General features: G+C 71.0%; 21 protein-coding genes. 14 read left to right on the top strand and 7 right to left on the bottom strand.

Annotation, left to right across the window (positions count from 1 at the left end):
* The 4 genes from NH602_RS04855 to NH602_RS04840 form a co-directional block, all read right to left on the bottom strand.
* A partial coding sequence (locus NH602_RS04855) for a Fic family protein (protein WP_253067136.1) occupies positions 1–489 on the bottom strand: 489 nt, incomplete at its 3' end.
* Positions 486–803, bottom strand: coding sequence for a type II toxin-antitoxin system Phd/YefM family antitoxin (locus tag NH602_RS31795; protein ID WP_224404004.1), 318 nt, complete (start codon positions 801–803; stop codon positions 486–488). The genes NH602_RS04855 and NH602_RS31795, both read right to left, overlap by 4 nt.
* Positions 804–868: 65 nt before the next feature.
* Positions 869–1,861 (bottom strand): IS481 family transposase, encoded by a 993-nt coding sequence (locus tag NH602_RS04845; RefSeq protein ID WP_253067135.1) that lies wholly within the window; start codon positions 1,859–1,861, stop codon positions 869–871.
* A gap of 195 nt (positions 1,862–2,056) precedes the next feature.
* Positions 2,057–3,130 (bottom strand): hypothetical protein, encoded by a 1,074-nt coding sequence (locus NH602_RS04840; protein WP_253067134.1) that lies wholly within the window; start codon positions 3,128–3,130, stop codon positions 2,057–2,059.
* A 327-nt stretch (positions 3,131–3,457) separates the two neighbouring features.
* Between NH602_RS04840 and NH602_RS04835 the strand changes: the two genes are divergently transcribed.
* From NH602_RS04835 to NH602_RS04825, 3 genes are all read left to right on the top strand, one after another.
* Positions 3,458–4,366, top strand: a complete 909-nt coding sequence (locus tag NH602_RS04835) for a phosphotransferase (RefSeq protein WP_253067133.1) — start codon at positions 3,458–3,460, stop codon at positions 4,364–4,366.
* Between the two features lie 337 nt (positions 4,367–4,703).
* A complete protein-coding gene (locus NH602_RS04830; protein ID WP_253067132.1) occupies positions 4,704–5,339 on the top strand; it encodes a hypothetical protein in 636 nt (211 codons plus the stop codon).
* 181 nt (positions 5,340–5,520) lie between these two features.
* Positions 5,521–6,228 (top strand): hypothetical protein, encoded by a 708-nt coding sequence (locus tag NH602_RS04825; RefSeq protein WP_253067131.1) that lies wholly within the window; start codon positions 5,521–5,523, stop codon positions 6,226–6,228.
* Between the two features lie 449 nt (positions 6,229–6,677).
* Here the strand turns inward: NH602_RS04825 and NH602_RS04820 are convergent, their stop codons facing one another.
* Positions 6,678–7,403 carry a DUF4352 domain-containing protein gene (locus tag NH602_RS04820; RefSeq protein ID WP_253067130.1) on the bottom strand — a complete coding sequence of 242 codons (726 nt, stop codon included), beginning with the start codon at positions 7,401–7,403 and terminating at the stop codon, positions 6,678–6,680.
* A gap of 161 nt (positions 7,404–7,564) precedes the next feature.
* On the opposite strand from NH602_RS04820, the gene NH602_RS04815 reads away from it, so the two are divergent.
* Both NH602_RS04815 and NH602_RS04810 read left to right on the top strand, forming a co-directional pair.
* A complete protein-coding gene (locus NH602_RS04815; RefSeq protein WP_253067129.1) occupies positions 7,565–8,230 on the top strand; it encodes an AlpA family transcriptional regulator in 666 nt (221 codons plus the stop codon).
* A gap of 210 nt (positions 8,231–8,440) precedes the next feature.
* Positions 8,441–8,755, top strand: coding sequence for a hypothetical protein (locus NH602_RS04810; protein WP_253067128.1), 315 nt, complete (start codon positions 8,441–8,443; stop codon positions 8,753–8,755).
* Positions 8,756–8,839: 84 nt separating this feature from the next.
* Here NH602_RS04810 and NH602_RS04805 read toward each other — a convergent pair whose 3' ends face one another.
* Positions 8,840–9,376, bottom strand: a complete 537-nt coding sequence (locus tag NH602_RS04805) for a DinB family protein (protein WP_253067127.1) — start codon at positions 9,374–9,376, stop codon at positions 8,840–8,842.
* 104 nt (positions 9,377–9,480) lie between these two features.
* The gene (locus tag NH602_RS04800; RefSeq protein WP_253067126.1) at positions 9,481–9,930 is read right to left on the bottom strand and encodes a hypothetical protein; all 450 of its coding nucleotides are present in this window, start codon (positions 9,928–9,930) and stop codon (positions 9,481–9,483) included.
* A 414-nt stretch (positions 9,931–10,344) separates the two neighbouring features.
* Here NH602_RS04800 and NH602_RS04795 point away from each other — a divergent pair, with 414 nt between their 5' ends.
* The 9 genes from NH602_RS04795 to NH602_RS04755 all read left to right on the top strand — a co-directional run bounded on the left by NH602_RS04795 (position 10,345) and on the right by NH602_RS04755 (position 16,417).
* Positions 10,345–10,632, top strand: a complete 288-nt coding sequence (locus tag NH602_RS04795) for a hypothetical protein (RefSeq protein ID WP_253067125.1) — start codon at positions 10,345–10,347, stop codon at positions 10,630–10,632.
* Positions 10,622–10,990, top strand: coding sequence for a hypothetical protein (locus NH602_RS04790; RefSeq protein WP_253067124.1), 369 nt, complete (start codon positions 10,622–10,624; stop codon positions 10,988–10,990). The genes NH602_RS04795 and NH602_RS04790 overlap by 11 nt, the downstream gene beginning before the upstream one ends.
* Positions 10,983–11,159 carry a hypothetical protein gene (locus NH602_RS04785; protein ID WP_253067123.1) on the top strand — a complete coding sequence of 59 codons (177 nt, stop codon included), beginning with the start codon at positions 10,983–10,985 and terminating at the stop codon, positions 11,157–11,159. Before NH602_RS04790 ends, NH602_RS04785 begins: the two co-directional genes overlap by 8 nt.
* A 211-nt stretch (positions 11,160–11,370) precedes the next feature.
* Positions 11,371–11,832 (top strand): hypothetical protein, encoded by a 462-nt coding sequence (locus NH602_RS04780; RefSeq protein WP_253067122.1) that lies wholly within the window; start codon positions 11,371–11,373, stop codon positions 11,830–11,832.
* A gap of 459 nt (positions 11,833–12,291) precedes the next feature.
* A complete protein-coding gene (locus NH602_RS04775) occupies positions 12,292–12,849 on the top strand; it encodes a GNAT family N-acetyltransferase (protein ID WP_253067138.1) in 558 nt (185 codons plus the stop codon).
* Positions 12,850–13,116: 267 nt separating this feature from the next.
* Complete coding sequence (locus NH602_RS04770) at positions 13,117–13,338, top strand: hypothetical protein (protein WP_253067121.1); 222 nt, start codon at positions 13,117–13,119, stop codon at positions 13,336–13,338.
* A 182-nt stretch (positions 13,339–13,520) separates the two neighbouring features.
* Complete coding sequence (locus NH602_RS04765) at positions 13,521–13,781, top strand: helix-turn-helix transcriptional regulator (RefSeq protein WP_224404238.1); 261 nt, start codon at positions 13,521–13,523, stop codon at positions 13,779–13,781.
* A 127-nt stretch (positions 13,782–13,908) separates the two neighbouring features.
* Positions 13,909–15,132, top strand: a complete 1,224-nt coding sequence (locus NH602_RS04760) for a dienelactone hydrolase family protein (protein ID WP_253067120.1) — start codon at positions 13,909–13,911, stop codon at positions 15,130–15,132.
* A gap of 154 nt (positions 15,133–15,286) precedes the next feature.
* The gene (locus NH602_RS04755; protein WP_253067119.1) at positions 15,287–16,417 is read left to right on the top strand and encodes a hypothetical protein; all 1,131 of its coding nucleotides are present in this window, start codon (positions 15,287–15,289) and stop codon (positions 16,415–16,417) included.
* Positions 16,418–16,592 lie beyond the last annotated feature (175 nt).

The raw sequence follows: 16,592 nt of genomic DNA, 5'->3' as shown, positions 1-16,592 counted from the left end.
GGGGTCCATCGTGGTCCAGCGCAGCTCGTAGCCGGCGTTGTGGGCGAGCTGGGCCAGGAACGCCCGCTGGGTGCGCCCGTTGCCCTCCCGGAACGGGTGCAGGGCGTTGATGTCGCCCAGTAGCTCGACCAGGCCGGTGACGAAGCCGTCGAGGTCACGCCCGCGCAGCACCTGCTCGGAGTGGAGGCGACCGAAGATGTCGGCGGCGAAGGTCTCGAGGTGCTGAGGGAGGCAGAACAGCTGTCCCTTGCCGATGGACACGGTGCGCAGCTGACCGGCCCAGTCGTAGAGGTCGCTGAAGATGTGGTGGTGGAAGTCCTGCAGGTGGTCCAGGTCGTAGCGTCCAGGTAGCGGCGCCTGGCGCAGCTCGATCAGGCGTAGCGCGGTGAGCTCGGCCTCGGCCTGGGCGAGCTCTCCCGGATCGGTGATCCCCAGCCGGTTCCGCAGAACGCCGGTGGCGAGGTCGAGGTAGGGGTCCGGGCCGGTCAACGGCGGTAGCGGGCCAGGACACGCTCACGAGCCTCGCCGGTGCTCAACGAGCCGGCAGCGACACCGTCGAGCAACGCCAGACCCTCCGCGCTCGGCTCCAGGCCCTCGGCGCGGACCGAGGCGAGGGCCTCGTCGACATCGGCCCGTCGCTGCGCGGCCCCGATGAGCTGTTCGTAGCGGGCCACCGACATCACCACCGCCTCGGGCTTGCGATGAGCACCGACGAACACCGGCTCGGCCTCGGGCTCCTGCACCCGCTTCAACGTCGCCGCCAACGCCGTACGGAACTCACGAAACGACAACACCTCAGGCACCCACACACCGCCCAGCGTACCCGAACGCGTACACATTCGAGTACGCGCCGCGTACTCGTTGAGGGCTAGTTGTACTGCCCGGACAGGTTGGTCAACCTGCTGATCGGTGGGAGACCACCGATGGCGGTGTGGGGCCTGTGGTGGTTGTACTCGTGCAGCCACCCGGGTAGCGCCTTTCGGCGTTGCGACTCGCCGGTGTAGAGCCGGGCGAAGGCCCAGCCGTCGGCGAGAGTGCGGTGGAACCGTTCGATCTTTCCGTTGGTCTGTGGGCGGTAGGGACGGGTGCGTTTCGGGGTGATCCGCAGCGCGTGGCAGGTGTCGCGCCAGGCGTGGGAGCGGTAGGCCGAGCCGTTGTCGGACAGGACTCGGCGGGTGGTGACCCCGCGGGCGGAGAACCAGGCCACCGCGCGGCGCAGCACAGCGATCGCGGTGGCGGCGGTCTCGTCGTCGTGGATCTCGGCGTAGGCCAGGCGGGAGTGGTCGTCGAGCACGGTGTGCACGAACGCCGTGCCCATCTTCGCCTGGTGGTGGGCGTTGCGAAGTTTCCCAGGGGTCGCGGCCCGGTTGCGGTCTCCCTGGGCGCGCCCGACATAGCGCCAGCCGCCGCCGTCGGGGATGTTGCCCAGCTTTTTCACATCCACGTGCAGCAGATCCCCGGGGGCGGGGTGTTCGTAGCGACGCACCGGTTCTCCGGTGGCGCGGTCGACATGGGCGAGGCGGTTGATCCGACACCGCACCAGCACCCGGTGCACGGTCGAGGCAGCGACACCGACCCGGTCGGCGATCTGGACCGGGCCCAGGCGCTTCTTCCAGCGCAGGTGCACGATCCGGCGCACCACCGGTGCCGGCGTCGCCCGCGGCGAGTGGTGCGGCCGGCTGGAGCGATCGGCCATGCCGACCGGGCCGTCGAGGCGGTAGCGGTCGGCCCAGCGTTTCGCGGTCGGCCAGGCCACCTGGAACCGGGCAGCGGCCGCAGCGATCGGCACGTCGCCCTCGACGATCAGACGCGCCAGGCGCAGTCGGCCGCGTTCGGACAGTGGAGCGTTAGCGTGGACCACGAGGACCTCCTGTGGTTGTGGGTGCGGGTGCCTTCGACAGCTCCACACCCTCCGCAGGAGGTCCTCACCCTTCAAGATCAGCTAGATCGTGTCGTCACACGAGTTCGACCAACGTCTCCGGTCAGTACAGCTAGTGCAAAGCACAGCGCACTGAGCCCTACGCCGATCTGGACTCCGGCCGTGTAAGCGCATCGATCAGCAGGTCGGCAGATCAAGCATCAGAGAAGCCACCGACAGGTAGAACGGTGCGGGCACCGGCGGGCGACGCAGCCGGGAGACCCGCCCGAGCATCAGGCGGGGCCATCGCGGGGCGTCCCGGACGCCCGTCAGCAGCACCGTGACGCGAGCGGGGTTGGCAGGATCGAACGCGAGCCCCGGTCCGTAGGTTCCGCGGGCCATCCAGGTTGGAGTATCCGGCGCGTCGGTGTTGAGGAGCCGCCGCGGTCGCGACCAGTCCGCGCGGTCGGTGCTGGGGTGCGCCGCTGTGCTCCACCAGAGGCCCTGCGGCGGGAAGCCGCCCGTGTTGTGCAGGTCGGACCCGCGTGCGAGCAGCATCAACCATCTGTCGCCGCGCGGCGCGATCGCGATGTCGAAGAAGCCCTCGTCCGGCCCGGCGAACACACGCGGCGGTGTCCAACCGGTCAGGCCGTCCTCGCTCTCGACGCAGTGCAGCTCGTAGTCGGGGTGCTCGCCGGGACCGATCTCGTGCGGGTTCGCCTGATACCACATCCGGTAGCGCCCCCCGAAGTGAACGACGCGCGGTTCCAGCACGCTCCACCGCGGGGGGCCACCCTCCAGCACCGGCCCTCCGCGCCGCCGCCACTGGCCGTCGACGTACTCCAGCACGCCGATCGCGTATCTGCTCCCGGGCCCGTAGTGCTTTGCGTTCGCCCGGCCCGAGTAATAGATCCGGGCGCCGTTGCCCGCGGCCGGCGGGACGTAGCTCGGGGTGTGCATGCCGGCAGCGTCCCAACTGCCCTTCGGCGGGTCGGCGGCCAGCGGTCGGGCCCGGCCCCGAGGGTCGCGGTCGACCCGCCATGGACCGCCGGGGCCGGTCGCCTCGTCGACCAGGTGCGCGCGGAACAGGCGGTTGCGGAACGTGGTGGTGAAGCCGCCGACGAACAGGGTCCACCGGTCGTCGATGAGGTGAACGTTCGGGTCACCGACACCGAGAAGCCCTCGCGGCATCGGACCGTCAAGCATGTCCCACAGCACAATCGGCGCGGGGCTGCCCTGGGAGCGCCACAAATCGGACTGGTCGGCGTTCATGAGTGCGACCTCCTGGCTGGAGACGCGCGACAGCGCGCTGACTCCCCCGCGGATCAGGTAGGTCGGTTCCCAGAAACTACCGCAATGTCCGATTCGACCACAACCAGTTCACGCGATGCCCGAGGTTCCAGTGCAGCTACAGCGCTCAGCCCCGGCCGGCCGAGTCGCGCTGTCGCCGAGCGCTCGCGCTCGTGCCCGCGGCCCGACACCATCGCTTCACCGCGCCTGTTCACGAAGCATGCTGAGCGAGGGTGCGGGTGGATCCGAGAAGTCGCGGGCTCATCTGGCGTGGTCTCGGTGTCGGCATGCCCCGCTACGGTCTGAGGCGTGCCCCTGACCGAGCCGGAGATCACCGAGTGTCTGGTCCGCGAGCTGCTGCAGGACCAGCACCCGGACCTGGCGGATCTTCCCCTCAGCGAGGTGGAGGGCGGCTGGGGCAATCAGATGTGGCGACTCGGGGACGAGCTCGCGGTGCGGATCCAACGCATGGACACCACCCCGGATCCGCAGCTCAAGGAACGGCGTTGGCTACCCCACCTCTCCCCGCGACTGCCGTTACCGATCCCCGTCCCGGTCCGCACCGGCACACCGTGCGAGCGCTTCGGGAAGCTGTGGACCGTCATGACCTGGGTGCCCGGTTGCCCGCTGGACCAGGGGGTGATCGCCCGGCCCGAGCACGCCGCCGACACCCTCGCCGCGTTCCTCCAGGCCCTGCACGTCCCAGCACCGGGCGACGCACCCGGTGATGACATGGGAATCGGAGCCCACCCTCGCGAGAGCACCGGAGGCTTCGAGCACTTCCTGGGCTCGATCGACACAGCCGCGTTCGATGTCGATACCGCCGGAGCTCGCGCGGTCTGGCAGGACGCGGTCGCCACGCCCGGGTGGGCCGGGCGGCGGGTGTGGGTGCACGGCGACCTGCACCCCGCGAACGTCGTCATCGCGGACGGGACGCTGACCGGGGTGGTCGATTTCGGGGCTCTGTTCGCCGGCGACCCCGCGGTGGATCTCGCGGCCGCCTGGGTGGTGCTCCCAGCGGGCATGGCCGAGCACTTCTTCTCCGCCTACGGCGAGGTCGACGAGGCGACGGTGCGGCGTGCTCGGGGACTGGCTCTGCTCAAGAGCCTGTTCCTGATGCTGATGGGCCAGAACGGCGACCGGGGCCTACCCGGCGGCAAACCGGCCTGGGGACCGGCCGGCCGGAAGGCACTGGACCGGGTCCTGAACCATGAGTGACCCGGCGAATCGATCGACGACCGATCGTGCGGGTCCGGCGCCTGCCGCATCACCGCCCCGGGACGCCGCCGGTGCCGGCTACGGGCGGGAGTGGGCGTTGTTCTGCGACTACGCCGCCGCGACCGGGCAACCAGCTCTGCCGACCACGGTGCCCACGCTGGTCGGGTTCTTCACCGCGCTCCCGGCGCGCCCGGCCACCCAGGCGCGGCGGGTGCGCGCGATCGCAACCGCTCACCGCCAGATCGGGTATCTGCTCCCCCGCCCAGAGACCGGGCCCGCCGCGCTTCCGCGGCCGCGGCCGCGGGCTGCTCGCGCAGACGCCCCTGATCCGGGGGAGATGATCGCTGCCTGCGCGACCCGCGGATGGCCTCACGGGCTCCACGGCCGCCGTGACGCCTTCCTCGTCGTCGCCACCGTGGTCCTGGACCTGCCGCAGGCACGGGTGCGGGAGCTGGTGCCCGCCGCGGTCATCGTCGACGACGAGGGCGTGCGGGTCGGGGCACAGCCGGTGCCTGTCGACGTCGACCCGCGGCGCTGCCCGACGTGTGCCGTCGTGCGCTGGCTGGAGCTCCTCGGCGTCCTCGACGGGCTGGGCCGCGGATCGGCCCGCATGGACCTCACCCGCGCCCACGCCCCGACCGCCACCGGCCCGCACCGTCACCAGTGCAGGGCCCCCCAGCGGTGGTGCGCCGCCGCCACACTCCTGCCGGCCATCGACCGCTACGGCTGGCACGACGACTACCGCCCCATCACCGCGCGCACCATCCGTACCCGGCTCGCACTCACCGCCGCCCGCGCATCACAGCCCGGCGAGCACGACGCGCCGCCGGACGTCCCCACCGTGCGCACCCGGGCGGCCGCGGGGCGAGAAACACCCAGTCTGGACCAGGTCCTCACCCTCCTCGACAGCATCGCCGACGACGCCGACGCGCTCAACGACCGGATCATCGCGCTGCTCGAGGGAAACCCGTGAGATCCCTACGCCCTCGCCGGCCACTCTTCGCACACCCCCAGTACAGGAAGGCAGGCATGACCAGAACCGCACCCAGTACGGTCACCGCTCGCCCCACCCCGCGCCCCATGATCACCATGGCCGGGCCCCAGGCGGTGTGGACCGCGGTCGAGGACCCCACCGCGCACCGAGGGCGACGGTCATGACCGGCCCGCAGGCGGGTGATCCTCGGATCGAGGAGCTGCTCGAAGCGGTGGCCGCTCTGCGCGCCACACTGCGCGCTCACGACGAACGCCACTCCTACACCGAGCGCAGACTCGGCGAGCTCGATCAATACAGCCGCGAGCAGGCCGCGGTCTTGGCAGAGCTCGCACCCCAGATCGACGAACTCGCGGCCGCGACTGCCCCAGGCCCGCCCGACCGCAACGGGGCCGGGCCAGTGGTGTGGGCGCGACTGTCCGCCCAGGAGGCTGCAGCCGCGTGGGACGAGCTGGCCCGCTGGATGGACACCATCGCCATCCCTACTCTTGCCCCGACCTGCCGCCAGATCCCGCCCTGCTGGCCCATGCACCACTGGGGCCGCGAAACCCTGTCCTGGCTGCACCAGACCCACGTCCACGCCTACGGCCCCGACGGCTCCCCGGTCCTGGTCGCGGACTGGCACACCCGTTGGGTCCCGACCGCCTACGCCATGATCGACACCAAACACGCCGCCCGCGCCGGCTACTGCTCCACCAGTGAGCATCGCTGCGACCGGGTCGAGAACGCCGAGCCGTTGCGGACCCAGGACTGGGGTCCCTGGCTCATCCAGGCCCGTAACGACGACATGGCGGTGCGGGCCACCCCGCACGCACACCGAGACGAGTCGCCGCCCACCCCCGCCCAGCCCAGCGGAGGGAGCCCGGCATGACTCGCTCCAAGGACGCCTCACCCACCGGTAGCGGCGACGGCCGGGAAGGTCGGTGGCGCACGCTGGGTGACACTCCGCGAGGCTGCGGCCCGGGCGGGTCTGCCTACCGGTGGCCGCCCCTGCTCTGACGGGCGTGAGCCGGTGGTGACGGAACGCCGTACTTGACCTTGGTCAACAAGAGCTGCCGTGCAGCTCCCCGTCGAGCAGCGGCCCCGCCTCCGGCGCACACATCGTCCCGATGTCCTCGTACCGCCCTCATCCCAGCTTCCAGGGTTCTGGCACGGCATGGCTGTGTTCCGTCGCCGCGCGGGACGACCAGGACCCCGCACTTCGGGTGAAGTGCGGGGTCGTGGCCTTCTTGCGGGGGTGCCCGGTCGGAGGTCTGGTGCGTGACTACTCAGGTGACCCCGACCGGGCACCGGTCGGTGAGTGGCCTGGAGTTCAGGGAATCACTGGAAGGTGATCTCGTGCATGATCCCGAAGCCGGGGTTGTAGACCACGGTGGTGACGCCGGTGGTCTGGGTGTCGGCGCAGACCTGGCCGGAGACCTTCCCACCTGGGGTGAGCTGCCCGGTGTTGAGCGCCTTGTCGGCGTTGAACGGGATGTTCGCCGTCACCTCGACCCCGTCCTTGGTGCGGAACTTCCAGTCGAACGGGGAGAACGACTTCTGGGAGTCGGCCTCGTTCCGGAGCGTGACCGTCGCGCAGGCCTGGGTACCGAGGTAGGGCTGGGAGAGTTCCTTCGGAGCTTGAGCGGTGACGATCATGCCTCCCGCGTTGACCTCTTCACCGAACGAGGCGGTCTTCTTCCCGTAGCCGTCGGCGTTCTCTTCGGCGGCCGGGACCGCCTCGGCCTGCGCCGGCGCCGCGACGGCCGGTGCGGCAGCGGCAGGGGCCGCGGCTGCGGTGGTGTCAGCGGGTTCGTCCTTGCCGCCGTTAATCATGCCGACCAGGACGAGCAGGCCAACGACCGCGACGACCCAGCGCAGCTTCCCGCCCTTCTTCTTCGGCGGCTCCGGCGGCGGGGGCGGGGTGGCGGCCCACTGCTGCTGCGGCGGCCCCCACTGCTGCTGAGGCTGCCCGTACTGGGGCTGCCCGTACTGGGGCTGGCCAGCGGGTCCGGGCCGGTAGGGGGGCGGGTTCTGCGGGCCGTTGGGGCCGTACGGAGTAGTCACGTCCGGCATATCCGCGATTGCCCGAAGGGCGTTTCCTCCCCGACGCCGGGATCATCAGAAGTAACTACATGCGGTAGCAGTTCCGCCACGGCTGTCCTGGCGAGCTGCTCACCGCACACACGACAGTAGACAATTGTCTATTGGAGTCGTAGGTTCGGAGCGTGGACTCCTCCCCCGCCGTCCGATACATCTCCCTGTCGATCACTCTGGCCATCGACCCGCCGATCCCGGCCGATACCGATGTCCACGAGATCGGCCAGGCCGTGGCCGCAAGGGTCGGCAACGACGGGGTCGCGATGACCACGGCCCCCGTTCGCGGTGAGCCGATCGACCGCCTCGGCTGGGTCATCCCCACCACCACCAATCGCGCCATGGGCAGCGGCCTCGCCGACTTCGCACGCGTCTTGGAGGCCGCCGCTCGCGAGGGTCTCGAACGCGTCGTCCCCCTGACGACCCCGGAGAACCGCGGCCGCGTCCGCACCGTCGCCTTGGAAGTCCTCACACTCGACGAGGTCGATCGTCGCCTGGCCATCGACCGCTTCCCCGACGTCGTCGGCATCGACGAGGTCTGCCAGATCCTCGGCGTGAAACGAGCCATGGCCTACCGCCACACCTCCCGCGACAACTTCCCCCCGCGTGTCCGCGAGGGGGTCGCGATCTGGTTCCGCGCCGGCGTCGAGCGCTACGCCGCCGAGCTACGTGGGGAACCAGACCCCATGATCGAGAGAATGCGCAGCCTCGGATACTCCACAGCGCCCGTCGAGGTCGGAACCTCGCCGACGACCGCAGCCGGTAGGGAAGACATCAAGACCACCGGCCCCAGCTGACCCGCAGCCGAGGACGCCCGGCACGGCCGCGACGGCGACGCGCGCCAGAGAATCAACGGCTGGCAGGCGGCACCGCCCCCGGCCTGACCCACCGCTCACACCGGTCCCCGGAGACGCCGGCTACCGCGCGCAGCCGGCGCGGCAGTGATTGTCGGTCCCCTGTGCCACGCTTCGGGGCGAGCTCGGTCTGCGGGTGGAAGGAGATGAGCGGTGACCCTCGCCCTGGACCTGTTCCCCCGCCGGGTGGATCCGGAGGACTTCGCCCGCGCCCAGGTCGACCGGTTCACTGGTCACCAGCTCCGCATCGGCCGCTCCCGAGTCGTTCACGCTGTCGCCTTCCGTTCCTGGCTCGGCGACCTCACGTTGCCGGTCCCGGCCTGTCACCAGGGCTGGTCCGGATTCGCCGCAGCTGGCGACCTGCTCGCCACCAGCGATCCCGTGACGTGCCGGAAGTGCGCGTTGCGCGCCGGGCCGGTAGCCGTGGTGGCGGAGCAAACCGCGTTGTTCCCGGTCGAGCTGCCCTAAAGCAGCCCGGCCGGCACTGGCCACGGCCCCAGCCGACGGGGGGCGGCCGGTCGGCTCCCCGAGGATCCCGACCCGACCCCGCCGCTATCGGCCGACGGAGCCGTCGATCTGTTCGCGCAGGATGTCGGCGTGGCCTGCGTGGCGAGCGGTCTCAGTGATCATGTGCTGCAGGATCCAACGCGCTGTTGCTCTGAGCTCGCTGCCGGGCGGCCGCGCCAGCACCCGGTCGAGGTCGTCCCAGCAGTCGAGGATCGTGTCGGCTTCGGTGATGGCGTCGCGGTAGTCGGCGACCATGGCGCTGATCGGACGCCCCGGCGGGGGCGTCGACACCGCCGCCCAGTCGTCGACGGCCAGGCCGCAGAACCAGAACCGCTCGGACGCTGCGAGGTGGGTGACGACCCAGGCGATGCTGGTTCCGGAGGGAACCCCGGCACGGCCACCGGCATCGTCGGAGACATCCAGTGCCTTCCGGATTACTCCGTCCCGCATGTACCCCAGGAACTCTCTCAACGTTGCCAGCTCACCAGCGCCACCGAGAACCTGCGTGGCTGCCTGGTCGCCGGCATCGACGGCCCAACTCCGGGCGTCGTCATCGGACGGGTCATCCGCGGGGTCGCTCACGCAACGAGTCTGCCTTCACCGGCCAGGCATGAACATCGCGCCACTTACTCGATCCCGTCGCACACCCGGGACCCGAAGGCCCCTGATGACGAGGGAGCGCGAGATCAGAGGTGGTCGCCCGCGTCGGTCCGTGTGCCTGTGGCCCGGGCGAGTTCGTGCAGGTGGCGGGCGAGCGCGCGGACGTAGTCGCGCAGCTGCTGCTCATCGAGCTCGTCGGCAGCGCTGAGCAGGCCGTCGCCCAGCCAGTGGAATCCCGCCGATGTCGCCAGGTTTCCCGGCACCTGTCCCGGGACGCGCGGTTCGTGGTCGGGATGGGGCTGGTGTGGCCGCAGCGGGGGAAGAGCGAGCGCGTCGCGGCGATCGTCGATCAGACGACGGGCGATGATCAGCCACACCGTGCGATAGCCGGCCGGTTCGGCCCCGTGCCCGTCCCAGGGGACGAGCTCGGCGGTCTGCTCGCCGGCCTGCTGGTGGAGTTCGGCGACGAAGTCCTCGCCGCCGAGGGCCAGGGCGTCCGCTATGAGCGCGTCCTGTTCATCGGGGGCGTAGTTCACCTCGCGGACCGTAGACCTAGAACACCCGCATCGGTTCCTACCCCTCGGCCGACGCCGGCACGGTCGACCTCATTCGTGCCCTGACTCGGCAGCGGCCGGGTGTGGGGGCCTGTCGACGATCGCGACGCTGGCCGGTGATGGTGCCGGGATGGTGGGCGACCTCGTGAGCGCCTGCCGGGCTGTGGCGAACGCCTGAACCTCGCCGGACCGGACGACCTGACCGCCCGGCCCCCTCCCCTCACCTGAGGTCGGGGCCGTTGCACGTTCTGCGGCGAGGTGGGGCGGCCGGACCGCGGTCCCCCGAGAGCGGGCCCGGCCGCCCCGGTGCGGTTCGGCGCGGGGCTTGACCGTGCACCGCACCCGGGCCGGGTGCCCGCTGGCGGCGCGGCTACTCGCTGAGCCACGATCAACGGCGTGGACCTCACGCCTCTCCAGCGGGCGACGCTGCACCGCCTCGTCGACGGCGGGCAGGGACCGGAGTCGCAGCCCCGTGTCGCGCTGCGGTGGCTGCGCCGCTACGGGCTCGTGGACGCGGACGGCTGGCCGACCGACGAGGGGCGGGCGTACCTCGCGGAGCTGCACAAGCAGCGGCGACGGCGGACGGAGCAGCTCCAGGCGGAGCACCGGCGGCGGCAGGCTGACCCGCTGTCGGGGATGCGGGACGCGATCCGGCGTTGGAAGGCCGGCGAGCGTGACCGGTGACGGACCTTCCGCGGAGGAGCTGACCGATGCTGCGGTGGCGCGGATCCAGGCGGTGTGCGACGCGGAGCGGATGCGGTACGAGGAGGTCGTCGCCCGCGACCCATCGGTGAAGGCCGCGATGGAGGGCCTCTACGGCGACGAACTGTCGGCGTGCGTGCACGCGGTGCGGGACGCCTACCTCGCGGAGGGGATCTCCCGGGAGCGGGCGGTGCAGGCGTCGGAGTCCTGGCTGATGATCAAGTCCGGGGTACGGGGCGACCTCGCGTTCGGTGACGAGATCCTGGCCGATTTTGCGTCGGGGAAGCTGCGGCGCGGTGGCAGAGGCATGGGAGCCACCTACGATGACCGGCGTGAGTGATGAGACCGCGCCGCAGGACGTTCCGACCGTGCGAACCCGGGCGGCGGCGTTGGGCGATCGGCTCGCGATGCACTTCGAGGCCGGGCGAGTTCGCCTCGATGGCGTCCGGGTGACCGACCTGGACACACCGGCCCCGGAGGGCACCCGCATCGTCATCGCCGGGAGCTGACGACGTCCGCCCCGGCCATCGACGACCGAGCCGAACCCCGCCCCCTCGGCCAGCTGTGGGACCAGGTCTCCCGACGGATGACCGCCCAGCAGCACGCCCGCCGCGCGATCGCCGCCGGCTGGACCTCCACGGAGACACCGTCAGCGCCGCACCCGCCCCGTGCACCCACCCGAGCGCCCATGTCGTCGCCCACCTCGGCTCCCACGAACCGTTGCTCTGGCAGCCCGTCCCGGGCCCGACCGGCACCGATGATCTCGGCGATGCGGACACGCTCGCTGCCCGCACCGGGCACCTGACGTTGGGCCGCTGCGGATCCTGCGGGATCCAGGTCGTCACCGCCCAGATCCGCGGCGGCCCCGACGAACGGCGCATCGAGTACCCACCGGTGTTCGCCGGCCGCCCGGACTCCGCGGACCTGCCCGGGTTCATCGACCGCGGGGTCCCGGTCTGGACCTCGCCCTGGACCGCGATCGCCCAGCCCACGGACCAGCACGACCCCGCCCGACCGGATGACACCGTTCCCGCCGCCGCCCGCGACGTCGATGCGGCGGCGGCACGGCTCCGCGATGTCGTCACCAGCCGCGGGATCGACCTCGGGCCCGACGCCGAACAGATCGCCTCCGAGGCGGTCCTTGCGGTCCTGCAGACCCCCTCACCGCGCCCGCAGTCGTGACCGACGACCGGCCGACCGACGCCGACAGCGACTCCGGGGCACGGCGGGTGTTGGTGCCTGATCTGGTCGACGGGCTGACCGAGGTCCTGCGTGAGGTCGAGGAGCTGCTGCTGACTCGGGCCGCGTGGGAAGAGGACCCCCGACGGGCCGGGCCCGTTCGTGCTGCCTGCCCCGCTGGCCGGGCGCTGCGCCCTCGACGCCCACGACGCGGCGGTACTCGCGGGAGGAGAAGGCTGCGGCGGTGCGTGGTGCCGCTAGCCTATGCGGTCAGTCGAGTCCACCCGGCCCACTGCGCGCGGTCACCGGAGCACACCTCGTCGCCCTGGTCCGCGCGGGCGCCACGTTCGAGAACGGCGTCCTGGTCGAGCGATCCGCGGTCCGCTCGGCATGAACACAGCCAACTGCCGCCGGTCGGAAAACTGGTGGCAGGCCCGGCCGACCTGGGGTGAAGATCGCGGCCTGACCAACTTCCTGGAAACCGACCGGCTCATCCTGCGCGCGTTCACAGCGGCCGACACTGACCACCTGCTCGCCCTGGACAACGACCCCGAGGTCATGCGCTTCATCAACGGTGGCGATCCCACCAGCCGCGAGACGATCGAGACGCGGACCCTGCCGCGACTCCTGCACGACTACCCATGCTGGAAAACCCGCGGATACTGGGCCGCTCAGGAGAAGATCACCGGCACCTTCCTGGGTTGGTTTGAGTTCCGGCCGTTGGAGGAGCACAGCCCTGCTGTGGTCGAACTCGGCTACCGGTTGAACCAGGCGGCATGGGGACGTGGTTACGCCACCGAGGGCTCCCGGGCCCTGATCCGCAAGGGGTTCACGGACCTGGAAGTCGAGCGGATCACGGCGAACACAATGGCCGTCAACACCCGTTCTCGCCGTGTCATGGAGAAGTCGGGCCTGTCCTTCGTCCGGAACTTCACCGGGGACTGGCCGGAGGCTATCGAGGGCGCCGAGCACGGTGAAGTCGAGTACGAACTCCACCGTCCCGAGTGGGAACAGCAGTAGATTTCAACGACCCCGTCCACAACTCTTGGATGGTGCCGGGACCGCGCCGCAGGCCGCGGCGCAGCCGCCAGGCACTGGCCAGCCACATCATCAGCTCGTTGATGTCGAGTCCGTCGGCAGCTGCTGGCCAGCGTGCCGGTCACCCTCGTAGTGTTCGACGTTCTCCGCGCGGCCGGTGCGTTGCAGACCGGTCTGCCCTACCGCGACCGCAGAGCGCTCGGCTGGGCCCGCTGCCCCGGTGGCGGGGGATGACAGGATCAGGCGATCGTGGGCGAGATTGTGCGGGTCAGGTGTTGCGGCTGGGAGTGGGTGGGAGCCGACCGGGCCCACTGCTGCCGCCGCTTCGGCGGCTGCGGGGCCGTGTTCGACGACACCGAGCTCTGGGACGCCCACCGGCTGGCCGGGACTTGCCTGGATCCTCGAGAGCTGGGGCTGATCCAGACCAAGAACGGCATCTGGCGGCGTCGCCACGACTGTCCTCGGGCGTGAAGCAAGTCCAGCCGAGCAGCCGCGATTCGGGGGCTGTTGCGCTCCCAGCCCGCAGCGCTTATCGTTCTTCGATAACATCGATTTGCGATAAGGAGAGCCTGTGATGAAGCTGACCCAGGCGAGTACAAGCCTCACCGTGCTCCGGGTCCTTCTAGGCATACCCCTGCTGTACAAGGAAGAGAATGACTTCACCGTCTGAGCAGGACGAGCCGACCGTGACAGTCACCCTCGACAAGGTCCTTCGCAACCGAGAGATGACCTTGACCGAACTCTCCCAGCGCGTCGGTATCACGATGGCCAACCTGTCGAACCTCAAGACAGGAAGAGCCCGTGCGATCCGCTTCAGCACGCTGCAGGCACTCTGCCGCGAGCTGAACTGCCAGCCAGGCGATCTGCTGCTCTACACCCGAACCACCGCATCCGGCGACCCAGACACGTCCTGAACCTCCAGTATCTGACGGTAGAGCCCATGTTCTAGATCCATCTGACTGGATCGTCTACCCTCCTTCGTATCAACGAATGGACGGTCGGATGAGGGCTGGGACTCGCCGCCGGCGTGCACCGATTGGCGTGGTCGCCGGCGCTGTCGCGTTGCTCGTGGCCGTGCTCCCCGCCGAGGAGTCCGAGGTCGCGGTGACGCGATCGGCGACGGTCGGCGTCGACCGGTCCCCGGCTGTGGCCGCCGCGGTTGTGCGGGCGGCGGTCCCGCTGGGCGGCCTGGAGGTCCCTGATCCGCTCGCTCTGGACTCGGGTGGTCGTGTCACCAGTGTGCGCCAGTGGGAGCAGCAGCGCCGCCCGCAGCTGCTCGAGGCCTTCCAGGACAACGTCTACGGCACCTCGCTGCCCGCACCGACGAAGACGACGTTCTCCGAGGACAGCGGCGGGGGCGGCGGGTCGGCCAAGAAGGTCACGATCACGGTGACCGGACCTGAGGGCACGGCGAGCTTCACGCTGCGGCTGTTCACCCCGTCGTCGGGCAAGCCGAAGGGCACGTTCCTGCTGATCGACCACCGGGGCTCGGTGGGAGACGACCCGGGTTCGGGGGGCTACGCCCCGGTCTCGACGATCACCGGTGACGGCTATGCCCTGGCCGCGCTCAACGCCGAGGAAGTCGCCCCCGACGACGCCGGCTCCTACCGCAACGGTGTGATCAACGCGTTCTACCCCGCCGGACAGGACCTCCCGGCCGACGCGGGCCGCACGATCAGTGCGTGGGCGTGGGGCGCCAGCCGAGCGATGGACTACCTGCAGACCGACCCCGACATCGACCCGAGCAAGGTCGCGGTGATCGGACACTCCCGCGGAGGGAAGGCCGCGCTGTGGGCCGGAGCCCAGGACCCGCGGTTCCCGGTGGTCATCTCGAACAACTCCGGCTCCACCGGCGCGAAGCTCGCCCGCCGCGACTCCTCGGGCGAGTCGATCTCGGCGATCAACTCCCAGTTCCCGCACTGGTTCCCCGAGACCTACAAGCGTTTCGACGGCAACGCCGACGCCCTGCCGGTGGATCAGAACGAGCTGCTCGCGCTGATCGCGCCGGGCCGGGTCGTGGTCGCTTCGGCCGCCGAGGACGGCAACGCCGACCCGCAGGGCGAGTTTCTGTCCTACCTCGGTGCCGCCCCGGTCTATGAGCTCTACGGGCTCGGGGAGACCGGCTTGTCCTCGGCGAACTGGCCGCCGGCCACGGGGAAGGGCTTCCGCGGCCCGGGGATGAGCTATCACCTGCGATCCGGGGGGCACGGGCTTGAAGACTCCGACTGGCAGATCTACCTGGGCAGCAACCTGTTCACGCGCTGATCAGTGGCGTCGTGTCGCAGCCGCGGTCGCCGGCGCTGCCGCGGCGCTGCTCCTCGTCGGGTGCACGGCCCCAGCCCCCGTCGACGCCCCCGGGGCGCCGCCCCCGCCTGCCAGGCAGGCGTTCGATCCCCCGACGGCGTTCGGGCCCGCCGCGTTGTCCCTCGGCGGGGACACCGGGCTCCCGGCCCCGCAGGTCCTCGACGGCGTCTATGGCTGGTCGTTGTCCGATGCCGGCCTGACCCGGGTCGACCTGACCTCGGGTGAGGCGATCGTGGGCGGCTTCCCCCGGGCCCCGCTGTTCAGCGGACTGGATGTGTCCCGGCCGACCGCGATCGGGGCACCGCCGGTGCTCGGCGCCCCGGTGCTGGCCGACCTGCCCGAGGGCCGTCGGGTCCTGGCGGCCTGGCCGGTCGAGCAGCCCGGCCAGGGCACCACCCCGGCCCGCCGCGGCATCGAGCTGGTCGCCGCGGATCCGGGCACCGCCCGCACGCTGTCCTCCATCACCGTCCCTCTGCCTCTCGAGTGGCTCGAGGAGTCGCTGACGGGCTTCACGGTCTCGGTCGCCGGCGTCGTGGGTACCACGGCCATCGTGAGCGCATCGACCTCCGCGACCGCCCACACCGCCGCGGTCGACCTGGCAGGGGGAACCCTGCGATGGTCCGCGCCCGGCGTCGCTGCTGTGCTCGTCGGCGAGAGCACCGTCGCCGTCGAGGTCCGCGACCTCGTCGAGCGTGAACTGCGCGGCCTGAGCATCGGCGACGGCAGCACCCGCTGGGCCGGGCTCACGGGCAGCGCGGTGTGGCCGGTCGGGCGAGCTCGGATGCTGGTCGACCTGAGCAGCCTGTCGCGCCCGGCCGGAGGCAGTCAGGTCGTGGAGATCGCGACCGGGCGATCGGTCGAGAGTCCGCTCAACGGCCAGCCGGGCTGGTCCTGCCGCTCCGACGACCAGGCCCTCACGATCTGCTCGCTCGCCCCCTACGTTGGGACCGACGCCGTCCTCGGGTTCGACGCCGCCGGCGTCGAGCTGTGGCGGATCACCCGTGACTCGGGGCGGGTCCCACCGACGGTCACCACCGCCTGGCACGGCATGGTCTACGGCTATACCGACGCCGGACCGCTGGTCCTCGACGGCCGGACCGGCCAGGACAGGGTCGCCTCCGCTACGACGGCTCCGCTGCTGGTCAACGAGTACTTCGCGGTGGGTCCCGACGCCCCTAGGACGCCGGAACAGCGCCCGAACTACCGCCATCCGTCGCGGCTGGTCGCGAGTCCCACTGCCGGATGAGCGGGCAGGTCAGGGGCGGTCCGGGCGCTCGGTGTGTCCGGGAGTCGGCATGGCCCGCAGGCAGCTCTCGGCCTGCATTCCGGAGCCGGCCTCGAATCCGGTTCCTCCCGGTCCCCATGTGCTGGCCGCCTTGCTCGTCGTGCTGTCGGGGGCAAGGGTGGCGCAGCCAGCCATC

It is taken from the genome of Pseudonocardia sp. McavD-2-B (assembly GCF_024124365.1).
GTDB lineage: Bacteria > Actinomycetota > Actinomycetes > Mycobacteriales > Pseudonocardiaceae > Pseudonocardia > Pseudonocardia alni.
The sequence above is the reverse complement of the archived record's forward strand: the minus strand, read 5'-3'. Positions and strand labels throughout refer to the sequence as shown.